Below are 21,024 nucleotides of genomic sequence, written 5' to 3'. Positions count from 1 at the left end.
ATCCCAAGTTAGAACAGTTGTAGAGAAGTGACACTTCGCATCTCGGCGCGTGCTGAGGTTGTTATGATGGCACGGTACCGCTCGTTCTGACGCCGAGACGCGAAGTGTCGCGTCTCTACAACTGTTCAGGCAACTCGATTACCTACCCCCACCCATGCGCCAAACCATTCTCCTGTGCCTGGCCGTACTGCTGAGCTTGACGGCTCGGTCCCAGCCGACGCCTAGCCCGGGCGGGCAGCGCACGTACTGCAACCCGCTGAACCTGGACTACGGCTACACGCCCATTCCCAACTTCGCCGAGGCCGGCAAGCACCGCGCCACCGCCGACCCGGTCATCACCTTGTACAAAGGCGACTACTACCTGTTCAGCACCAACCAATGGGGCTACTGGTGGAGCCCGGACTTATACAGTTGGAAGTTTGTGCCCCGCCATTTTCTCAAGCCTGAGCACAAGGTGTACGATGACCTCTGCGCCTCCGCCGTGTTCGTGCTGGGTGATACACTACTCGTGTACGGCTCCACGCAGGAGAAGAATTTTCCCATCTGGATGAGCACGAACCCCAAGACCGGGGAGTGGAAGGAAGCCGTGGACCCGTTCCAGGTAGGCGCCTGGGACCCGGCGTTTTTTCTGGATGACGACGGCAAGTTGTACCTCTACTGGGGTAGTTCCAACGTGTACCCGCTCTACGGGCAACAAATCAGCCGCAAGACGTTTCAGCCCATGGGGCAGCGCCGGGAGCTGTTCAAGCTCAACGACGAAAAGTTTGGCTGGCAGCGTTTTGGCGAATACTTAGATAACACGTTCCTCGACCCCTTCATGGAAGGTGCCTGGATGACTAAGTATCAGGGTAAGTATTACTTACAATACGGTGCCCCCGGTACCGAATTCAGCGGCTACGCCGATGGCGTGCAGATAAGTGACAAGCCCCTGGGCCCGTTCACGCCCCAAAAACACAACCCTTTCGCCTACAAACCCGGTGGTTTTGCCCGCGGGGCCGGCCACGGCAACACCTTTCAGGATACCTGGGGCAACTGGTGGCATTTGTCGACCATGGTTGTCGCGGTAAAAAACAATTTTGAGCGGCGCTTGGGGCTATGGCCCGCGGGCTTCGATAAAGACGGGGTGCTGTACGCCAATACTACCTTCGGTGACTACCCCCATTACCTGCCCCGAGGCCCGGCGGACCACCTCAAGAGCCGGTTCACCGGCTGGATGCTGCTCAACTACCAGAAGCCCGTACAAGCCTCCTCTACGCTCGGCGGCAACCTACCCAACTACGCCGTCGATGAAAGCATAAAAACTTATTGGAGTGCTACTACTGGCAATAAAGGTGAATATTTTCAGACGGATTTAGGTACCGTAAGCACCGTCCACGCCATCCAGATCAACTATGCCGATCAGGACGCAGAGTTCTTGGGGAAGCAGCAGGGAACGTACCATCAGTACAAGCTGTGGGAGTCGAAAGACGGCAAGAAATGGAAGTTACTGGTCGATAAAAGCCAGAACAAAACCGACGTGCCCCACGACTACATTGAGCTGGCCAAGCCCGCGCAGACGCGCTACCTCAAACTTGAAAATATCCACATGCCGACGGGTAAGTTTGCGCTGAGCGGCTTACGAATTTTTGGCAAGGGCACGGGTTCAGCACCCAACCAAGTCAAAGGTTTTGTAGTATTGCGCACCGAGAAGGACAAGCGCAGCGCCTGGCTGAAATGGGCTCCTTCCGACGATGCCTACGCCTACAACATCCACGTAGGGGTAGCGCCCGACAAGCTCTACAGCTGCATCATGGTGCACGGAGCCGCTGAATACTACTTCAAAGGCATGGACAAGGACCTGCCCTACTACTTTACCATCGAGGCCCTCAACGAAAACGGCGTTTCCGCGCGCATTCCCGTCGCGGAAGCAAAGTAGCATTATGAGTTTCGTCTGGTGACAGTAGATGTCATGCAGCGGCGCAGCTGAAGTATCTCGCGTGCGGGCTACTCTATAATCGTTCGGCTCCCCCTCTCTGCCGGAGAGGAGGCCGGGGGGTGAGGCGCCCCACCAGAACGAAGCGGTAGAGATGCTTCGACAAGCTCAGCATGACGTTCTGATAGTGCTACCTAGGTCATTACCTGCCTTCCTGAATATTGCCTGTTCCATAATTCCATTCCCACATGAAACGAGTTTTTCGTACTGCCCTGCTCATGTCGCTGGGGCTGCTCACGCCGCAACTGCAAGCCCATATGTCGGCGGGGCCTTCCGCTGCTACGGTGGCCGCGGCCGATGAGGAGAAGATGAACAAGTTCATCTCCGACTTGATGCAGAAGATGACCCTGGAGGAGAAAATCGGTCAACTCAATATGATTACCGTGGGTTTCGACGTGACCGGCCCAGTCGTGAGCAAGGACGTGGACGCCAGCATCCGCAAGGGCAACGTGGGCTCGGTGCTGAACACGTTTACGCCCCAGGCCGCGCGCAAGCTCCAGGAAATGGCCGTGAAGGATACTCGCCTGAAAATTCCGCTCATCTTCGGCTACGACGTCATCCACGGCCACCGCACCATCTTCCCGATTGCCCTGGGTTTGGCTTCCAGCTGGGACCTCACGGCCATTGAGCGCAGTGCCCGCATTGCCGCCGAAGAAGCCTCCGCCGATGGCCTGAACTGGGTGTACTCGCCCATGGTGGACATTGCCCGCGACCCGCGCTGGGGCCGCATCAGTGAGGGCTCGGGCGAGGACCCCTACCTCGGCTCCCAGATTGCCCGCGTGATGGTGCGCGGCTACCAGGGCGACGACTTGAGCAAGAACAACACCGTCATGGCCTGTGTGAAGCACTTTGCCCTGTACGGGGCCGCCGAAGCCGGCCGCGACTACAACACCACCGACATGAGCCTGGTGCGCATGTACAACGAGTACCTGCCACCCTACAAAGCGGCCGTGGAAGCCGGCGCCGGCTCCATGATGTCCTCCTTCAACGATATCAACGGCGTGCCCGCCACCGGCAATAAGTGGCTGATGACGGAGCTGCTGCGCAACCAGTGGGGCTTTAAGGGCTTCGTGGCGACCGACTACACGGCCATCAACGAAATGACCGCCCACGGCATGGGCGACGACGCCCAAGTGTCGGCCCTGGCCCTGAACGCGGGCATCGACCAGGACATGGTGGGCGAGATTTTTCTGCGCAACCTGGCCCAGAATCTCAAGGACGGCACCGTGAAGCAGGAGCAGATTGATGTGGCCTGCCGCCGCATCTTGGAAGCTAAGTGGAAGCTGGGCCTCTTCAAAGACCCCTACCTCTACACCAACGAGAAGCGCGCCAAGGCCACGATGATGAAGAAGGAGTTCATCACCGATGCCCGCGACATTTCCCGCAAAAGCCTGGTGCTGCTCAAAAACAGCAATAACGCCCTACCCCTGAAAAAGCAGGGCACCATTGCCCTCATCGGCCCGCTGGCTACCCGTCAGCGCGACATGATTGGTAGCTGGAGCGGAGCCGGCGACTGGAAGCAGGCCGTGTCCTTGGAGCAGGGCATCCGGAACGTGGCCGGTAACGGCGTGAAGATTGTCACGGCCCAAGGCGCCAACTTCACCGACGACCAGCAGATGATTGACCGCCTCAACGCCCACGGCGGCGAGCTGAACGTGGACAAGCGCAGCGCGGAGGAAATGATCCGCGAGGCGGTGCAGGTAGCCCAGGGCGCCGACGTCATTGTGGCCGCCGTAGGCGAGAGCCAAGGCATGACGGGCGAAGCCGCCAGCCGTGCCGACATTGGCCTGCCCGGCCAGCAGCTGGAGCTGCTCAAGGCCCTGAAGAAAACCGGCAAGCCCCTGGTCATCGTGCTCATGAACGGCCGCCCGATGACGCTGCCCTGGGAAAACCAGAACGCCGACGCCATCCTGGAAACCTGGTTTGCGGGCACCCAGGCCGGCAACGCAATTGCCGACGTGCTGTTCGGGGCCTACAACCCCTCGGGCAAGCTCACGGCCACCTTCCCCCAGCACGTGGGACAGATTCCACTCTACTACAACCACAAAATGACCGGTCGGCCCTACCAGGGCGTGGCGCTGGACAAGTACAAGTCGCGCTACATGGACGTGAGCAACGACCCGCTCTATCCCTTCGGGTATGGCCTGAGCTACACCACCTTCGAGTACGGCAAGCCCGAGCTAAGCACGACCACGCTGCCCATGAACGGCACGCTGGACGTGAAGGTGACCCTGAAAAACACCGGTAACTACGACGGCGAGGAGGTAGCCCAGCTCTACATCCGCGACATGGTCGGCTCCATCTCGCGCCCTGTGAAGGAGCTGAAAGGCTTCCAAAAAGTGATGCTGAAAAAAGGCGAGAGCCGCACGCTCACTTTCCGCCTCACGCCCGAGGACCTGAAGTTCTACAACGCCGACCTCAAGTTCGTGGCCGAGCCCGGCGACTTCCAGGTGTTCGTGGGCGGCAACTCCCGCGACGTGCAGACGGCAACTTTCAAGCTCGCTGCCCAATAAAGTCACCTCCGTTACTACCTGCGCCTTGTTGTGGGACGAGCGCGCGGGGGCTTCCGGAAACTGATCCGCTAATAGGGGAGCGGGTTAGTGCTCCGGAAGCCGATTACACCGCTAGCGCGAAGCTTCTTCAGGGGGCTTCGCGCTTCTGTTTTTTAGCTCGACGGGGCAGGTGAAGACCGTATCATTCTGTGTCCTTTGCCATAGGAACGTCCTGCAGAGGCGGAGCCGAAGCATCTCGCGTGCTGATGTCTGGTTTACTACCCGACGATTCGAGCGAGATGCTTCGGCTCCGCCTCTGCATGATGTTCTGTTTGCTGCTGACGTAATCAGGTAACCCGACCGTCATTTAGTCAATAGCGCACGGAAAGCAGACAACGCGGAAGTAGCAGGCCGCAGCGAAGAGCGTCAACTTGCTGCTGCGTATCTTCCCATATTTCCTTCGCGGAGCAAGCTGCGTCGAACCTTCTCTTTTCCTTCCCACCATGTGCATTGACCGCATAAGCTGGCCCGTTTCCTCCCGGAAGCAGACTGGCGCCCAGGTACTACCTTCTGCCTTGCCTCAACCTTTTCGCCGTTTCAGCCGCGGCGTGCTGCTGCTCTGCGGCCTGCTGCTGGGTAGCGCGGCTGAGGCCGAGGATATTCAGTCGCCCAACAAACAGTTCACGCTCAGTGTGAACGTACAGGCAGGCGGCGTGCCTACCTACAGCCTCACCTACAAAGGCCGGCCCGTGCTGAAAACCAGCAAGCTGGGCCTTGATCTGAAAAATACGACTGCCCTTACCAGCGGCTTCACCCAAACCAGCGCCGAGCGCCGCTCCTTCGACGAAACCTGGCAGCCGGTGTGGGGCGAAAGCAAGAACATCCGTAACCACTACAACGAGCTGGCCGTGACGCTCACCCAGGCCCAAACCAACCGCGTCATGCGGGTGCGCTTTCGGGTGTTTGATGATGGGCTGGGCTTCCGCTACGAGTTTCCCCAGCAGAAAGGCCTCGACTACTTCACCGTGAAGGAGGAGCGCACGCAGTTTGCCCTGGCCGGCGACCACAAAGCCTTTTGGCTGCCCGGCGACTACGACACTCAGGAGTACAGCACCGTCACGTCCAAGCTCTCGGAAGTGCGCGGGCTGATGAAGGCGGCGACTACTCCCAATGCCTCTCAAACCCCGTTCTCGGCCACCGGCGTGCAAACGCCCCTGATGCTCAAGAGCCAGGACGGCCTCTACATCAACATCCATGAGGCGGCCCTGATCGACTACTCAGCCATGCACCTGGAGCTGGACGACAAGAACATGGTCTTGGAAAGTCACCTCACGCCCGACGCGGTAGGGGACAAGGGCCTGCTCCAGACCCCAGCCAACTCGCCCTGGCGCACGGTGATAGTCAGCGACAAAGCCGGCGACATTCTGCTCTCCAAGCTGGTGCTCAACCTCAACGAGCCCACCAAGTTCAAGGACGTATCCTGGATTAAGCCGGTGAAGTACGTGGGCGTGTGGTGGGAGATGATTACGGGCAAGAGCACCTGGTCGTACACCAACCTGGAGAACATCAAGCTCGACTCGGTGGACTACCGCACAGTGAAGCCCAACGGCACCCACGCCGCCAACACGGCCCACGTGAAGGAATACATTGACTTTGCGGCCAAGCACGGGCTGGATGGCGTGCTGGTAGAAGGCTGGAACACCGGCTGGGAAGACTGGTTCGGCAAGCACAAAGACTACGTGTTCGACTTCGTGACGCCCTACCCCGACTTCGACGTGCAGGAGCTGAGCCGCTACGCTCAGAGCAAGAACGTGAAGATCATCATGCACCACGAAACCTCGGGCTCGGTGCGCAACTATGAGCGCCACCTCGACTCGGCCTTCCAGTTCATGAACAAGTACGGCTACAACGCCGTGAAAACCGGCTACGTGGGCGACATCGTGCCCCTGGGCCACAAGCACTACGACCAGTGGATGATCAACCACTACAACTACGTGCTGGAAAAGGCGGCCAAGTATAAAATCATGGTAAACGGCCACGAAGCCGTGCGCCCCACCGGCCTCTCGCGCACCTTCCCCAACCTGATTGGCAACGAGGCCGCCCGCGGCACCGAGTACGAATCGTTCGGGGGCAACAACGCCGACCACACCACCATTCTGCCCTTCACCCGCCTCATCGGCGGCCCCATGGACTATACGCCCGGCATCTTCCAAACGAAAATCAGCGCCTACAATCCGCAGAATAACTCCTTCGTGCATAGCACCCTGGCCCGGCAGCTGGCCCTGTACGTGACCATGTACAGCCCCCTGCAAATGGCCGCCGACCTGCCCGAAACCTACAATAAGCACCTCGACGCCTTCCAGTTCATCAAGGACGTGGCCGTGGACTGGGACGACACGCGCGTGCTGGAAGCCGAGCCCGGCGACTACATCACCTACGCCCGCAAGGCCAAGGGCAAGAGCAGCTGGTTTATCGGCAGCACCTGCGACGAGCAGGGCCGCACCTCGAAAATCAACCTGAGCTTCCTGGAGCCCGGTAAGAAGTACGTGGCTACCATCTACGCCGATAAGAAGGACGCCCACTACGAGAAGAACCCGCAGGCCTACGAGATTCGCAAGCAGAACGTCACTAGCAAAACCAAGCTGAGCCAGTACTGCGCCCCCGGCGGCGGCTACGCCATCAGCGTGATGGAAGCTAAGTAACCCAAGCTACTAGGTAGCCTACAACAAAAAAGGCCCGCCGGAATCCTTGGATTCCGGCGGGCCTTTTAACGTGTGCGGGGAGTAGCGGAGAGAATGGGCAGGATGACAAACGAAGTTGGTGTGGATTGTCTATAGCGGCTTCAGGTTAACCCAGATTCCTCGCTCTGCTCGGAATGACACTGGGGGCTTGGGTTACTCGAACTGTAGCAATTGGTTGAAGAACGGCAGCAGCTTCTGGTACAGTCGGCCCTCGCGGCCCATGATGCGGTTGCCGTGGTTGCCCTCGTAGCTCTCAGCGGCGTGCGGGATGCCGTAGGCCGAAAGCTGGGTGTCCAGCAGGCGGCAGGTTACTGGAATGTGCTGGAACTGATCCTGTTCGCCCCAGTCGAAGGCCAGGCCGCGCAACTGGCGCAGGCTGGCGAGGTGGGTAGGCAGCAGCGCTACCGGTGAAGCGGCGCCCCACCGGGCCAGCACGGCGTCGCGGTGGATGAGGCTGTCGGAACTGACGGAGTAGGGTAGGGCGGCTCCAAAAGCTCCTTTGCCCGGCGTAGGCGAAAAGGCCCGGGCGCAGGCTACCAGCCGGATAGCATTGAAGTCCTGCTGGATGACCGCCCGGGAGGTAGCCCGGCTGGCCGCGGCTTGGCTCGGCCGCGCCGCCATCCACTCCGGATGCGGCGCCACAAAGGCCGGGCTCAGAGCATAGGCTGCCGCGTACGTGCCGGGGTACAGCATGGCAAGGCGCAACGTACCGTTGCCGCCCATGGAGTGGCCCCCCAAGCCCCGGCTGGCGGGTTTGGCCAGCGTGCGGTAGTTCTTGTCGATAAAGCTCACCAGCTCCCGGGCGGTAAAGTCGGCCCAGGGACCGTTGGTGGCCGAGTTGGTGTAGAAGCTACCCTGAAACAGGGTCTGCTCGTTGGGAGCCACCACAATCAGGGGGCGAATCTTGCCGTCGGCAATGGCCTGATCCAGCAGCTCGCCCAGCCCATCAGCATGGAAAAGGAGGCTGTCGTTCCAGGTGAAGCCGTGCAGGTAGTAGAGCACGGGGTAGCGCTTGGCGGCAGTGGCCTCGTAGCCAGCCGGCAGGTACACGCTTACGCGGCGCCGCGGGTTTTCGCCGCCCGGGTTGCCCTTCAGCAGCTTGGAATCGAGGTAGGTGACGACCACGCGGCCTCTGGCCGGCGACTGAGCGGCTACGGGCCGCTGCCAGAGTACCCCCAGCAGCAGAATCAACGTGAAGAAGCGCATCAGAAGGAAAAACAGAGGATTACTGAAAACAAAGAACGTCCTGCTGAGCGCAGTCGAAACCTCTCTACCGCTTTGTCCTCACGTCAGGAGTATAGCCAGCGGTAGAGAGGCTTCGACTGCGCTCAGCAGGACGTTCAATGAAGGGTTCGTCAGCTATAATCAGCCAGAAAATGCAGCTTAATTTACTACCATCGTCATAATGGAGTGGGGGCGGCTGGTGGCCTGGGCGGCCTGACCTTTCAGCCAGAGCTGGAAGGGCTGCTCCTTATCAGTTTGGTTCATCACCACCACGGCCACTTTGCCATCGGGATTGAGGAAGGCGGTGGTTTGCAGCACGTCGCGGCTGGAGGCGGTGGCAATGCGCCGGGCGCCGGGCCGCACGAACTTGCTGAAGTGGCCGATGTAGTAGTAGGCGTTGGTGTAGATGAGCTTGCCGCTGCGGGTGTCGCCGATGACGGGGGCGTAGCAGAAGTTGCCGACGTGGTTGGGGCCGCCGGTTTCATCGAGCAGGATGTTCCAGTCGGTCCAGGCGACGGTGCCGGCGTTGAAATCGTTGATCATCGAATTGCCGTACCGCTCGCCCAGCTTCCAGTCCTGCACGTTATCGAACTTGAAGTTTTCTACGCAGCCTTCCGTGAACACTAGGTGTTTGTCGGGGTAGGTTTCGTGCACGCGGCGCAGGTTGTCGAATTGCATGCCCGAGCCGGTCCAGGTTTCGTACCAGTGGTAGCCCAGGCCCCAGAAGTACTTGCTGGCTTCGGGGTCGTCGAAGAGGGTAGCGGCGCGCTGAAACGCCAGGTCGCGGTTATGGTCCCAGCCGATGAGCTTCTTGTCCGAGAGGCCGCCTTTTTTCAGGGTCGGCCCGAGGAAGCCCTTCACGAAGTCGCGCTCCTCTTCGGCCGTGAAAATGCAGGATTCCCACTTCTGCTTGGCCATGGGCTCATTCTGCACCGTGAGCCCCCAGACCGGAATACCAGCCTTCTCGTAGGCCTTAATGAACTTCACGTAGTAATCGGCCCAGCTCTGGCGGAACTCGGGCAGGAGCTTGCCGCCCTGCAGCATGTTCTTGGTGTCCTTCATCCAAGCCGGTGGGCTCCAGGGACTTACGTACAAGGTCAGCTTGCCCCCGGCCGCGGCCGTAGCCTGCTTAATAAAGGGCATCTTGTACTTCTCGTCGTGCTTGAGACTGAAGGTTTTCAGCTCCTTATCGCCGTCCTGCACGTAGGTGTAGGTGTCGCTGGAAAAGTCGCAGCTGTTGATGTTGGTGCGGCCCAGCGTATAGCCAATGCCCTGGCTGGGGCTGAAGTAGGCCTGCAGAAACTCCTGCTGCTGGGCTTTGGGCAGCTTGGCAAAGGTTTCAGCCGAGGCATCGGTGAGGGCCGCGCCAATGCCTACCAGGGTCTGGAAGGTGTGGGTCGGGTCCACGAACACCGTGGGCTGGGTTTCCAGGGGTTGGCCTACTTCCTTGAAACTGAGCTTGTCAGTGGCACTTAAGCGGAGCTGGGAGTTGTCGGCAGTGGTGTACACCTGCACCTGCTTGCCCGCCGCCGAGTACGATTTGGGCGCGGTGGCCGTAGGTTTTTGAGCGGAAGCAGTAGTGCCAATGCCGGCCGCCACTAGAACGGCCAATAAGGATTTTTGCATGCGTAAAAAAATCTGGTGCGAGAAATCAGGAGAGGAAATGACCGTCAGGCGGAGCGGGCCTACCACACGTAGGTGCCCACTGCGCCCTTGTCAAGCGAGGTAGTTGCAACGTTGCCACGGTACTGAATAGCAAAGCGTTGGGTAGCGTTGCCTGCGTTCAGTACAATGAGTACCTTCTTGCCATCGGGGTTCTTAAAAGCCACGTTTGGTAGGTTGCCAAGCTCGTTGGTGCTGATGCGCACCGAGCCGGGGCGAACAAACTTCGCGGCGTGAGCCACCGTGTAGTAGGCCGTGTTGCGGGTCACGTTGTCTCCGCTGATGGTCAGGGCGCCCAGGCAGGTGCTGCAGCCTCCGGGAGTGTAGGGGCCATAGTTGGGGTCGGCGGCCAGGTTCCACTCTAGCACGTTGCGGCTCCAGTTGCGGGTAGCCCCAATGATGAGGTTGCTCACGTGCCACTTCAGGTCGCCGGCAAAGTCGCCGGGGCCGCCTACCCACTGCTCCGTGAAGTACACGTTCTTGCTCGGAAAGGCATTGCGCACGGTAGTCATGGCCGTGATGTCGCCGGCGTAGAGGTGGAAGGCTGAGCCATCCACGTACTGGCTGGCTCCCGGGTCGCGCAGAATGGTGAGCGGATACTCCGGCTTGTCCAGGTTGTGGTCGTAGGTAATGATTTTGGTGGTGAGACCAGCCGCGCGCAGGGCCGGGCCCACATGGTCGCGGATGAAGGTGGCCTGCTCCAGCGCCGACATGAGCATGCTGGGGTTGTTGCCGTCGTGCAGGGGCTCGTTTTGCAACGTAATGGCGTCCAGCCGGATGCCTTCAGCCTGCATGGCTTGCAGGTACTTCACAAAATATTGGGCATAGGCCGCGTAATACTCCGGTTTCAGCGCCCCCCCGATGTAGCTGTTGTTGGTTTTCATCCACCGCGGAGCCGTCCAGGGCGAGCCCAGAATCTTGATACTGGGGTTGATAGCCAGAATTTCCTTGAGCACCGGAACTAGATTGACTTTATCCGGGGCGAGGCTGAACTGGGCCAGTGTAGGGTCGGGTTGGGCGGCATCATCGTAGGTAAACACGCCCACGTCGAGGTCGGAGGCCCCGATGCTAACGCGCAGGTAGCTGGTGCCGATGCTGGCGCCGTCGGTGGCAAACAGTTCCTTGAGCAGGGCCGCCCGGGCTGTGGCGCTCATCTGCTTGAGTAGCATGGCGCTACTACCCGTAAGCGTGTAGCCAAAGCCGTCAATGGACTGGTAGGATTGGGTTGTGTCCACGATGATGGTCGGGTTCTGGCTGCTGGTCGCCTGAAAGTTCAGCGGCGACGTGCTTTTATAGAACAGAGCCGATTTATCGGGTGCCGTTAGCCACTGCGCAACCTGAGACGGGCCGGCCGGCTGGGGCGGCACGGGTGGGGCCGGGCTGGGCGTAGGGGTGCTGTCGTCGGTGCTGCCGCCGCAGCCGGCCGAGCCAAGCAGCAGAACACAGGCCAATCCGAGGCGAAATCCGGGGAATAGTTTCATGCAGGAAGAAGAATGCCGTAGCGAGGGTAGCGGCCGCGGAAGAGGGTAGTGGCGGGGTTAGTTATCGGAGCGAAAAGGGGAAGCCGGCAACCCTTCCTGATTGTAGAGGGTAGCCGGGCGGTTGTTGCCCCAGGCGTAGCGCACGGCCACCGGATTAGTCACCCCATCGGCCTGCAGCACCACGGTGTTGCCCTGGACCTGCGCCCGCGCCCACACAAAGCGCCCATCGGGTCCGGCTACGGCAAAGCTGCCGGGCGTACCCGCGGCGCCAGGCTTGAGCACCAGGCCGCTGCCCACGTTGCGGAAGCGAAGCAGCAGCTGGTTGCCCGCCGTGGAGAGCTTCTCGAAGGTAGGCCCGGAGGCAACCACGTCGGTTTCGCCGTAGGCCACCTGCCGGGCCAGCAGGGCCAGGCGGCGGCCCACGTCTTGCTTGTTGCGGGGGTGGATGTCGTCGGGGTTGCCCAGGTCCAGGGCCACTGCCATACCGGTTCTGGGTACTGTGAGGCTGGTAAAGCGCTGCGCTTCCCGCAGGCGGGCCCAGTCTGTGTCGGCGGGTTCCGGGCCGTCGTGCATGTAGCCGGCCAGCTGCACGAACAGGAAGGGCAGGGGACCTTGTTGCCAGCGCGTGCGCCAGTCCTGAATCAGAGCCGGAAACAGGGTGCGGTACTGGGCGTCGCGGCCAGCGTTGCTTTCGCCCTGGTACCAGATTATGCCCTTCAGCGCATAAGGTAGCAAGGGGGCAATCATGCCGTTAAACAGGGCCGTTGGCTCGTTCTGGGTTCCGCCCGGGAACGGGCTGCGGGGCCGGGTGCTGGGGTCGAAAGCCGGGCGGTACTGCCAGGCCCCAGCCAGCGGCACGGTGAGGCCGCCCACCGTGGCTGTCATGTCCGTGGGCTTGCCCCAAATGCCTCCGCCGCTACCCGTATCCGTAACCCGCACAGTTATGATGTTGCGGCCGGCGCGCACAAGGCTGGCTGGTACCGAGTAGCGCCGAAGTTGGTCGTAGCCGCGGGTACCACCAATGGCTACTCCGTTGAAAAAGGTGCTGTCCTGATCATCAACCTGGGCTAAGCTCAGGGTAAGGGGCTGATTGGCGGCAGTAGGGGGCAGCGTAAGTTCCCGCCGCAGCCACACAATGCCGTCAAAGTCACGCAGCTCCGGGCTCTGGCCTTCCCAAATGCCCGGCAGTTGCATGGACTTCCAGGTGGTCGTCGTCAGGGTAGGGTCGGCCCAAGTGGGCTGGCCTGGCAGCAGGCCCTGGTCCTGGCCGGCCGGGCTTTGCTGCCAGGCCCGCAAGCGAGTTGCGTAAGCGGCATCCTGCTCAGCAAATGAGCCGGTCTGGCCTTGCAAGACGGCCACTGGCCCCCGGAAATCCGGTAGTTTCAGCAGGGCCTCGGCGCTGGTCCAGGCTTCGGCGGCAGTGCCGCCCCACTCAGCTGCAATCAATCCAACGGGTACTTGGTAGCGCTGCTGCAAGTCGCGCCCAAAGTGGTAGGCCACGGCCGAAAAGTTGGCCACCGACTGCGGCGTGCATACCTGCCACTCGCCGCCGGCCAGCTCGGGCTGGGGCCGCGACTCGGCGCGGTTCGGCACGGTAAACAACCGGATGGTAGGGTGATTGGCGGCCGTTACGGCCGCCGGCCCGCCGGTCGTCTCGCGCAGGGGCCACTCCATGTTCGACTGCCCGGAGGCCAGCCACACGTCGCCTACCAGCACATCCGTCAGCCGAATTACGTTCTGGCCTCTCACTTCCAATTCGAAGGGGCCACCCGCCGCCTGGGCCGGAAGCTTGAGCTGCCAGCGCCCATCGGAGCCAGCTGTGGCCTGGGCCGTGGCGCCCCGGAACGTAACGCGCACCGTCTCGCCAGGCGCGGCCCAGCCCCAGAGCGGCAGCGGCACGCGGCGCTGAAGCACCATGTGGGAGTTCACCAGGCGGGGTAGGCGCACCGTGGCCCACGCAGCAGGCGAAGCCGCCAGCAGCAGGGTCGTGCTAAAGCAAAGACAAGAAAAAAAGCGCATGGCAAAGGAAGGGGACGAGAATCGAAGGAAAGACACTGCTGAGCTGAGTTTGGTGCAACCAACCCTTGGCTCAGTCTTATCTGGCCTTATCTACGAGGCGGGACGCCAGGTCGTGGCATTTCTGAACGAGTTACTAGTCAGGGAAGTACGTGTGTTGTCAATAGGCAGTAAGAAAAGCCGGCCCCGAGCATCCGGGGCCGGCTGGTTCTAGACAAAGCTTAATGGGCCACCACCACCCGGCGGACGAGCTGCCCATCGGGGGTATCTACCTGCAGCAAGTACATCCCGGCCGATACGCTGGCTACGGGCACCGTCAGCTGATTGTCGCCCGGCGTAACGGCCCGCCCTACCTGGCTAACGGCCACGCGGCCCGTTAGGTCCAGCAGGCGCAGGGTTAGCTGCTGCCGCGCCGCTGCGGTGTAGTGCAGGCTCAGCTCCGTATTCGCTACCGTGGGGTAGACTTGCAGGCGCAGGTCGGCGGCCGAGCCGGGGGTAGCGGCCAGCACCGCGGCCGGCCGGGCCGCACCCTGGTCTGAGAACCACCAGCGCTGGTTGTCGCCGCCGCCCCAGGTCCATTGCTGCACGGCAGCTCCGTCGGCGGTAGAGTTATTCTGCACGTCCAGGGCCTTGCCGCTGAACTTGCTGATGATGCGGTAGGTACCGTCGCCGTTACCAATGATCTGCCAATACTGGCTGTCTTGGCTCAGCCAATCCCACTGGTGGGTGAGGGCGCCGTCGGCGGTGCTGGGACCGGCTATATCGAGGCTCTTGTTGCTGTTCAGGTTCACAATGCGCACGTAGCCCCCGCCAGCATCCACCAGCTTCCACTTCTGGCTGGCCACGCTGGCCCAGGTCCACTGCTGCACCCGGCCGCCGTTCACCTGGGAGTTGTTCGACACTTCCAGAGCTTTGCCGCCGTTTTTGGAGCTGATTTCGTAGATGCGCCCGATGGCCGGGCCGCTGGGCGTAGCGGCGGTGCCGTTGTAATTGCCGCCGCCGGGGTAGTTTACGATGCCGTTCTGGTTGGGCGATACGGCCGCTACCGTCGTGTTGGGCACGCAGTTCGCAAACCGAATGTTGGTGAGCACCTGATTCAGGCCCGCGGGCCCATCCACCACGTAGGGCGGGTTGATGTGCATGAAGGCCGGGTTGCTACGGTCCTCGAAGCGCTTGTAGGTCCAGTGGCACCAGCCAATGCCCACGGAGTTAAGGTTCTTGGCCGCGTCGCGCATCCAGGTATCGGTGTTTTCGCCGGTTTCCCCAATCCAGATGGGCACGTTGTGGGTAGTGCGGAAGTTGCGCAGGTTGCCGATGAAGCGCAGGTCGTTGGGCCCGCCGCCGGTGGAGTTCACGCCATTATCCATCTCGTAGCCCGTGCCGCTGTAGCGGTGCGAGTTGTACACCAGGTTGGCGCGGTTGGGGAAGGTAAAAGGCTCCAGGTAGTTATAGTCGTTGCCCCAGCCGTTGCCCTCCACCAGAATCAGGTGGTTGTCGCCCTGATTCCGGATGGTCGTAATCAGGCGCTGAAATACGTCGTGAATCTTCTGGTTGCTGGGGTAGTTGTTCGGCTCGTTAATTAGGTCGTACATGGCCACCCGGGCGTCGTTCTTGTAGCGGTTCGAGATGAACGACCACAGCCGGTTGAGCACGTCCTGGTTGATTTGGCGGTTCCAGAGGTCGTTGGCTACAATCTGGTCGGCAATGTTGGCATCGGTGCCCTGGGAGCCCGGCACGGCGTGCATGTCCAGCACCACGTACATGTTGTTGGCCTGAGCCCAGGCCAGGGTGTTGTCAATCATGCGCAGCGCCGCCATATTGGCCGGGTCGGTGAAGAGCTGATTGGCGTTGTACCAGCCCGTAAGCTGGCTCACGTAGGAGTCGTACGACACCGTGCCGCGCATCACGCTGTTGCGCACCGCCCGCTGGCTGGGCGTCAGAAACAGCTCGTAATGCAAGGGCAGGCGGATGCAGTTAAACCCTTTGCTGGCAATGTAGTCGATATCGGGCTTGGTGATGAAGGCGTCGCGGTAGTTCTGGTAGAAGGTTTCTACCGCCGCGTCGCTCATGCCGGCGTTATAGAGCGTCTTCTTGACCTTGCCCTGGGTTTGCTTGCCATCAAGGCCGGGCCAACCCACTTTCATCATGTAGCCTTCCTGCACAGCCCAGTTGCCCAGGTTCATGCCGTTGAGAATAACCTCCTGGTTGCTGGCATTGACAATGCGTTGCCCATCGGCGCGCAGAAAGCTCTGCGCGTCGGCCACCTCGCTCAGCCCAAGGCCGGCTAACAGCAGCGGCAGGTAGCGCACGGCGCGGGGTACCCTGGTGGTCCAAAAAGTAGTTGTGTTCATAGTGGTGGGGTTTGGTTGTGGAAAAAGCACTAACAGGCCCTGGGAAGGCCAGCAAGTCAGGGTAAGTGGAGCAGGTGCCGCCACGTAGCGCGCGGTGCCTCCCCACTGCGGAACGCAGGAAGGAAAGCGGTATTCAGGTCGGAAAAAGCGCCGCCCGCTACCCAGGGGCTCGGAGGCTAGGTAGCAGGCGGAGTAAGCGGAGCGTTACCAGACGTACGTGCCGGCCGCGCCGGCATTCAGGCTGGAAGTCAGGGTTTTGCCCTGGTAGCGGAGACTGAAAGTCTGGGGCGCTTTCGTGTTGTTTTGCACCAGCACTACCCGCTGCCCACTAGGGCTTTTGAAGGCAACGCTAGGCAGGCTTTCGGAGGTAGTGGAGCCGATGCGCACCGAGCCGGGCCGGGCAAACTTGGCGGCGTGGGCAATGATGTAGTAAGCATCCTCGCGGGTTACGGTGTTGCCATCAATGGTGAGGGCGCCGCGGCACTCGGTGCAGCCCCCAGGCGTGTGCGGATTCTGTTGGGGGTCGGCAGCTAGGTTCCACTCTAGCACGGTGCGGGCCCAGTTGCGAGTCGCCCCAATCATGAGGGTGCGGATGTGCCAGGGAAAGTTTTCCTCGAACTTGCTTTTGGAGCCCACCCACTGCTCCGTGAAGTACACGTGCTTGTCGGGGTGGACGTCGTGCACCTGGCTCAGGGCCTCAATGGGGCCGGCGTAGAGGTGAAAGGCCGAGCCATCGACGTACTTCTTGGCCTCAGGGTCATTGAGAATGGTGAGGGGGTAGTCGGGCCGGTCGGCGTTGTGGTCGTACACAATGATTTTCGTGTCGATTTTCTCCTGTTGAAAGACAGGTCCCAGGTGCTTTTTCACGAACTCGGCCTGCTGCTCCGGCAGCATGAGCAGACTGGGATTATTGCCCGGGTGCAGGGGCTCATTCTGGACCGTAATGGCATCAATACGAATGCCTTGGGCCTTCATGCCCAGCACGTACTTGGCGAAATAGCGGGCGTAGGCATCGTAAAATTCCGGCTTCAGGGAGCCGCCCTTGGAGTTGCCGTTGGTTTTCATCCACGTCGGTGGCGACCAGGGCGAGCCCAGAAGCTTGATGCGCGGGTTAATGGCCAGGATTTCCTTGAGCACCGGAATTAGGTGGGCCTGGTCGGGGGCAAGACTGAACCGGGCCAGCGTCGGGTCGGTTTGGCCCTCGGGCAGGTCGTCGTAGCTGAACACGGTAGCGTCTAGGTCCGAAGCCCCGATGCTCAGGCGCAGGTAGCTCACGCCAATGTTGGTGCCATCGGTAGCAAACAGCTCCTGCAAAATAGCCTTGCGCGCTTCGGGGCTCATGGCGTGCAGCAGTTGGGCGCTGCCGCCCGTCAGGCAGTATCCGAAGCCGTCAATGGTCTGGAAGGTCTGCTGATCGTCGATGTCAATAACCGGCGTACCGGCCGCCGGCGCAACAGTGCTCCAGGTCGGGGCCGTTTGGGCCTGAAATAGCACCGATTTATCGGGGTTGGTCAGCCAAAAGGCAGCCGTGCCTTTGGCTGGCTTCGGGCTAGCCTGTGGCAGGCGCTGGCAGGCGCTACCCAGGCCCAACGCCAGGAGCAACGCCAGCGAAAGGCCGGTAAAAGAGCGAATGGACATACAGAACGCAGGGGTGAGAAAGGCAAAAGAGTAGCCGTCGCACGACAAACGTCGGGCGTGAGAAAGTATAGATCAAGCGGTTAGCTTATTCCAACGGCGCGGCCGCTGGTTATACCGCCGCGGGCTTATGGCCTTTCAGGCCGTACCACATAATGTAGAGGTAGCACAGGACAGGCAGCACGAAGGCCCAGCGCAGGGTGCTGGCATCGGCCACCAAACCGAAGAGCAGCGGGATGATGGCGCCGCCCACAATGCCTACGTTAAGCAACCCAGACGCTTCCTCAGTATTGCGGCCCAGGCCCGCCATCGCCAGCGTGAAAATTGTGGCGAACATGATGGAGTTCATCAGACCCACGGCCAGCAAGCTCCACATGGCAATTTCGCCGGTCGTCATAACCGAAATAAGCACCAGCACCACGGCTCCCAGCGAGTTGAAGGCCAGCAGACGGCCCGGATTAAACTTGCCCAGCAGGTAAGCGCCCAGGAAGCGGCCCACCATGGCTCCACCCCAGTAGTAGGCTACTTTGTCGCCGGCTACTTTGGGCGTGAGGTTCATCACGTCAGGTAGGTGCAAGTAGGAAACAATGTGCGAGCCAATGGCCACTTCGCCGCCTACATAGGCAAAGATGCCAATGACGCCGAAGATGAGGTGGCGGTAGTGGTAGGCCCGACGGGTGGAGTCTTCTTCGGTGTGGGCATGCACAATGGTGGGCAGCTTTAACATCCCTAGCAGCACGCTTATCACAATCAGTACCGCCCCAATACAGAGGTAGGGAATCTGGACGGCCTTCACATCGATGGCCGCGGCGGAAGCCGCTGACTCCAGGTCCGGCAGGTTCGAGAGAATCAGGGCCGAGCCCAGCAGCGGGGCTACGGTAGTACCCAGGGAGTTAAAAGCCTGGGTGAGCGTGAGGCGAGCCGGGGCCGATTTGGCCGGACCCAGGATGGCTACGTAGGGGTTACCGGCTACTTGCAGCAGCACTACGCCCGTGGCCAACACGAATAAGGCGCCCAGAAACAATTCGTAGCTGCGGCTGTCGGCGGCGGGGTAGAACAGGAAGGCGCCCAGGGCCGCAATCAGAAAGCCCGCCAGCATGCCACCCTTGTAGCCGATGCGCTGCACCAGCTTACCGGCCGGAATGCCCATCACGAAGTAGGCCCCAAAAAAGCATAGGTTAATCAGGTTGGCCTGGGTGTAGCTGAGCTGGAAAATGGCTTTTAGATACGGAATCAGAATGTCGTTCAGGCAGGTAATAAAACCCATCATGAAAAACAAAACTGTCAGCGAAGCCAGGGCCGAGGTGTAACGGGGCACTTCGGTGCCGGGTGGGGTAGCGGTGGCCGGAGCAAGAGGTGAGGCGGAAATAGGGGCAGCCATGGTGGGAAGGAAGGGAAAGGGAGGTTGAGGATTAAGAGCAAAGCCTAGCAGTGGCTTTGGAGGGTAAGGTAGCCGGTTCCTATGGGAAGGCTGCCATTACCAAAGCCCCGGGAGGGCCGGCTTGCTCCCCTTTAGCAAACCGGCCCCAGGTAACCCAGCAGTCTAGCGAAGCCGCTGGGGTAGGGCAACCCAAGGCTGCTGGCAAGCAGCTCGGGCAAAAGTCAGGTGCGGGAAAGAACGAAGATGAGGTGGGGCACGGTGCTTGAAGAGGATAAAGCACACAGGCCTCAGGAAGGAAAAAGACGCCGACGGCAGCAGGGGTAATAAACCAAATATATTGGCTCGTTAGCGGAGAAAACAAACGCGCAAAACCTCATTTTCGCCGCTGTTTGCTGGCTTTATACACCTACTGCACACGTGCCGGTCGGCTTTTTCGGGGTGTTGTTGCTATGGGAGACTTAACCCGTTGTAGGCCTCTACAGATAAGAAACAACGAAAAAAGGGTGGGTTATCCGTCTGGTTCCGGATAAGGCCAGCCCAACGTTTTGGCTTTGCTGGACTGGCCTTTGCGGCGGATTAATACCCCGGGTTCTGCTGCACGTTCAGGTTGGTGTTCAACTCGTCCAGCGGAATAGGGAACAGCAGGTAGTTAACGTCGGCGGTGGCCGTTTTGCGTTGCGCCTTAATAACGTCCAAGGCCGTTACGGCGTGGTTGGCCGAGGGGTCAGCCTGCTCGTGGCGGGCATAGCGCAGCAAGTCAAACCACCGCTCCCCTTCGAAGGCTAGCTCCAGACGGCGCTGTCGGTCAATCTCCGTGCGCAAGGCCTGCTTGCCGGCGGCTTGCGGCGAAGCGCTGGTCAACTCAGCCAGGCCAGCCCGCTGCCGGATCAGGTTGAGCTTGGCTATGGCGTCGGCGGTAGGGCCCGACAACTCGTTGGTTGCCTCGGCATACATTAGCACGACATCAGCGTAGCGCAACACGTACGTGTTGTCGGGGGAGTTGAAGCCGTTGGGGTTGCCCGGCCATTTGTAGACGAAGGGGCCGTCGTCGTTGCCTGTGCCGCGGCCGCCGTCAACGTAGCTGGCGTGGTCACGGCCGGCGTTGGTTACGCCCTGGAAACTCCAGCGTTTGTCGCTCAACGTATCCACCACAAAGGTTAGGTCCGTCGGCTGGGCGCTGGCCTGGGGCCGGTACAGCGTTGGGATGCTGAACTTAGGGAATGAGTACGTGGCGGGCGGGCTGGGTAGCAGCAGGTCAGGCAGGATATTGCCCCCGTCGTTGCTACCTGCAAACTGCACCTCAAAGATGGATTCCGACTTGTTATCGGCCGGGAACAGCGTTTTGAAGCTAGTTGCCAGGGCCCCGCCGCTCAGCACCTTCCCTGCCGCGGCCTGGGCCGGAGCCCACTGGCGCTGGGTCAAGTATACGCGGGCCAGAAGTGCATTGACAGCGTTTTGCGTAACCCGAGTTGCATTGGAGGCAGCTACCAGGGGCTCGGCCGTGGTTAGGTCTTGAATAACCTGGGCGTACACCGCTTCGACAGTAGCGCGGGACAGATTCAGCACTTCCGTCGTTCCCGTTTCCGTGGGCTCCAGGCGCAGGGGCACGCCGCCGTACAGTTTCACTAGGTTAAAGAAGTGCAGGGCACGCAAGAAGCGGGCTTCGCCCAGAATCTGGTTTTTGCGGGCCTCGGGCATGTCGATAGCCGGCACGTACTTCAGAATGGAGTTAGCGCGGTTGATACCGATGTAGGAGTCGCGGTAAATGCTTCTTACCTGGCCCGTGGTAGAGTTCCAGGTAATGTTTTCCAGCGCGGCAACGTCGCCGTTGGCACTGGTGCAGTTGTCGGAAGGCATCTCGCCCACCACAATCATGTCCTGACCGTAGAGGCCGGCGCCCTGCAGGGCGTCGTAGGCGGCCGTCAGGCCTGCCTCGGCGTCATCGGCCGAGGTAAAGAAGTTTTCCGGCGTAATGCTCGGCAGCGGATTTTTGTCCAGTACGTCGCAACCCGTGGAGAGCAGCGTCAGGGCGAGAATAGGGATGAATATCTTTTTCATTGGGAATTTCA

The 21,024-nt window shown here is 60.7% G+C and carries 11 protein-coding genes; 3 read left to right on the top strand and 8 right to left on the bottom strand.

All coding sequences use genetic code 11. The features are described from left to right. Positions 1 to 154 precede the first annotated feature (154 nt). The 3 genes from MWH26_RS09815 to MWH26_RS09805 all read left to right on the top strand — a co-directional run bounded on the left by MWH26_RS09815 (position 155) and on the right by MWH26_RS09805 (position 7,166). Positions 155 to 1,915: a family 43 glycosylhydrolase gene (locus MWH26_RS09815; protein ID WP_247974127.1), complete on the top strand. Its 1,761-nt coding sequence runs from the start codon at positions 155 to 157 to the stop codon at positions 1,913 to 1,915. A 245-nt stretch (positions 1,916 to 2,160) separates the two neighbouring features. Then, complete coding sequence (gene bglX / locus MWH26_RS09810; RefSeq protein ID WP_247974126.1) at positions 2,161 to 4,485, top strand: beta-glucosidase BglX; 2,325 nt, start codon at positions 2,161 to 2,163, stop codon at positions 4,483 to 4,485. 554 nt (positions 4,486 to 5,039) lie between these two features. Then, positions 5,040 to 7,166 carry a glycoside hydrolase family 97 protein gene (locus tag MWH26_RS09805; protein WP_375374014.1) on the top strand — a complete coding sequence of 709 codons (2,127 nt, stop codon included), beginning with the start codon at positions 5,040 to 5,042 and terminating at the stop codon, positions 7,164 to 7,166. A 192-nt stretch (positions 7,167 to 7,358) separates the two neighbouring features. Here MWH26_RS09805 and MWH26_RS09800 read toward each other — a convergent pair whose 3' ends face one another. The 8 genes from MWH26_RS09800 to MWH26_RS09765 all read right to left on the bottom strand — a co-directional run bounded on the left by MWH26_RS09800 (position 7,359) and on the right by MWH26_RS09765 (position 21,013). Then, positions 7,359 to 8,411 carry an alpha/beta hydrolase gene (locus MWH26_RS09800; RefSeq protein WP_247974125.1) on the bottom strand — a complete coding sequence of 351 codons (1,053 nt, stop codon included), beginning with the start codon at positions 8,409 to 8,411 and terminating at the stop codon, positions 7,359 to 7,361. 177 nt (positions 8,412 to 8,588) lie between these two features. Further along, positions 8,589 to 10,055 (bottom strand): glycoside hydrolase family 30 protein, encoded by a 1,467-nt coding sequence (locus tag MWH26_RS09795; protein WP_244696433.1) that lies wholly within the window; start codon positions 10,053 to 10,055, stop codon positions 8,589 to 8,591. Positions 10,056 to 10,114: 59 nt separating this feature from the next. Beyond that, positions 10,115 to 11,572: a glycoside hydrolase family 30 protein gene (locus MWH26_RS09790; protein ID WP_247974124.1), complete on the bottom strand. Its 1,458-nt coding sequence runs from the start codon at positions 11,570 to 11,572 to the stop codon at positions 10,115 to 10,117. A gap of 57 nt (positions 11,573 to 11,629) precedes the next feature. Further along, the gene (locus tag MWH26_RS09785; protein WP_247974123.1) at positions 11,630 to 13,591 is read right to left on the bottom strand and encodes a sialate O-acetylesterase; all 1,962 of its coding nucleotides are present in this window, start codon (positions 13,589 to 13,591) and stop codon (positions 11,630 to 11,632) included. 218 nt (positions 13,592 to 13,809) lie between these two features. After that, positions 13,810 to 15,939, bottom strand: a complete 2,130-nt coding sequence (locus tag MWH26_RS09780; RefSeq protein WP_247974122.1) for an RICIN domain-containing protein — start codon at positions 15,937 to 15,939, stop codon at positions 13,810 to 13,812. Positions 15,940 to 16,143: 204 nt separating this feature from the next. Beyond that, on the bottom strand, positions 16,144 to 17,577 hold the full coding sequence (locus MWH26_RS09775; protein ID WP_247974121.1) for a glycoside hydrolase family 30 protein: 1,434 nt from the start codon (positions 17,575 to 17,577) through the stop codon (positions 16,144 to 16,146). 109 nt (positions 17,578 to 17,686) lie between these two features. Beyond that, positions 17,687 to 18,955 carry a sugar MFS transporter gene (locus MWH26_RS09770; RefSeq protein WP_247974120.1) on the bottom strand — a complete coding sequence of 423 codons (1,269 nt, stop codon included), beginning with the start codon at positions 18,953 to 18,955 and terminating at the stop codon, positions 17,687 to 17,689. Between the two features lie 576 nt (positions 18,956 to 19,531). Next, entirely contained in the window at positions 19,532 to 21,013 is a 1,482-nt protein-coding gene (locus MWH26_RS09765) for a RagB/SusD family nutrient uptake outer membrane protein (RefSeq protein WP_247974119.1), read from the bottom strand. Positions 21,014 to 21,024: the final 11 nt, after the last annotated feature.

It is taken from the genome of Hymenobacter sublimis (assembly GCF_023101345.1).
Classification (GTDB): Bacteria; Bacteroidota; Bacteroidia; order Cytophagales; family Hymenobacteraceae; genus Hymenobacter; species Hymenobacter sublimis.
Note: the sequence above shows the minus strand (reverse complement) of the source record. Positions and strands in the feature narration are given on the sequence as shown.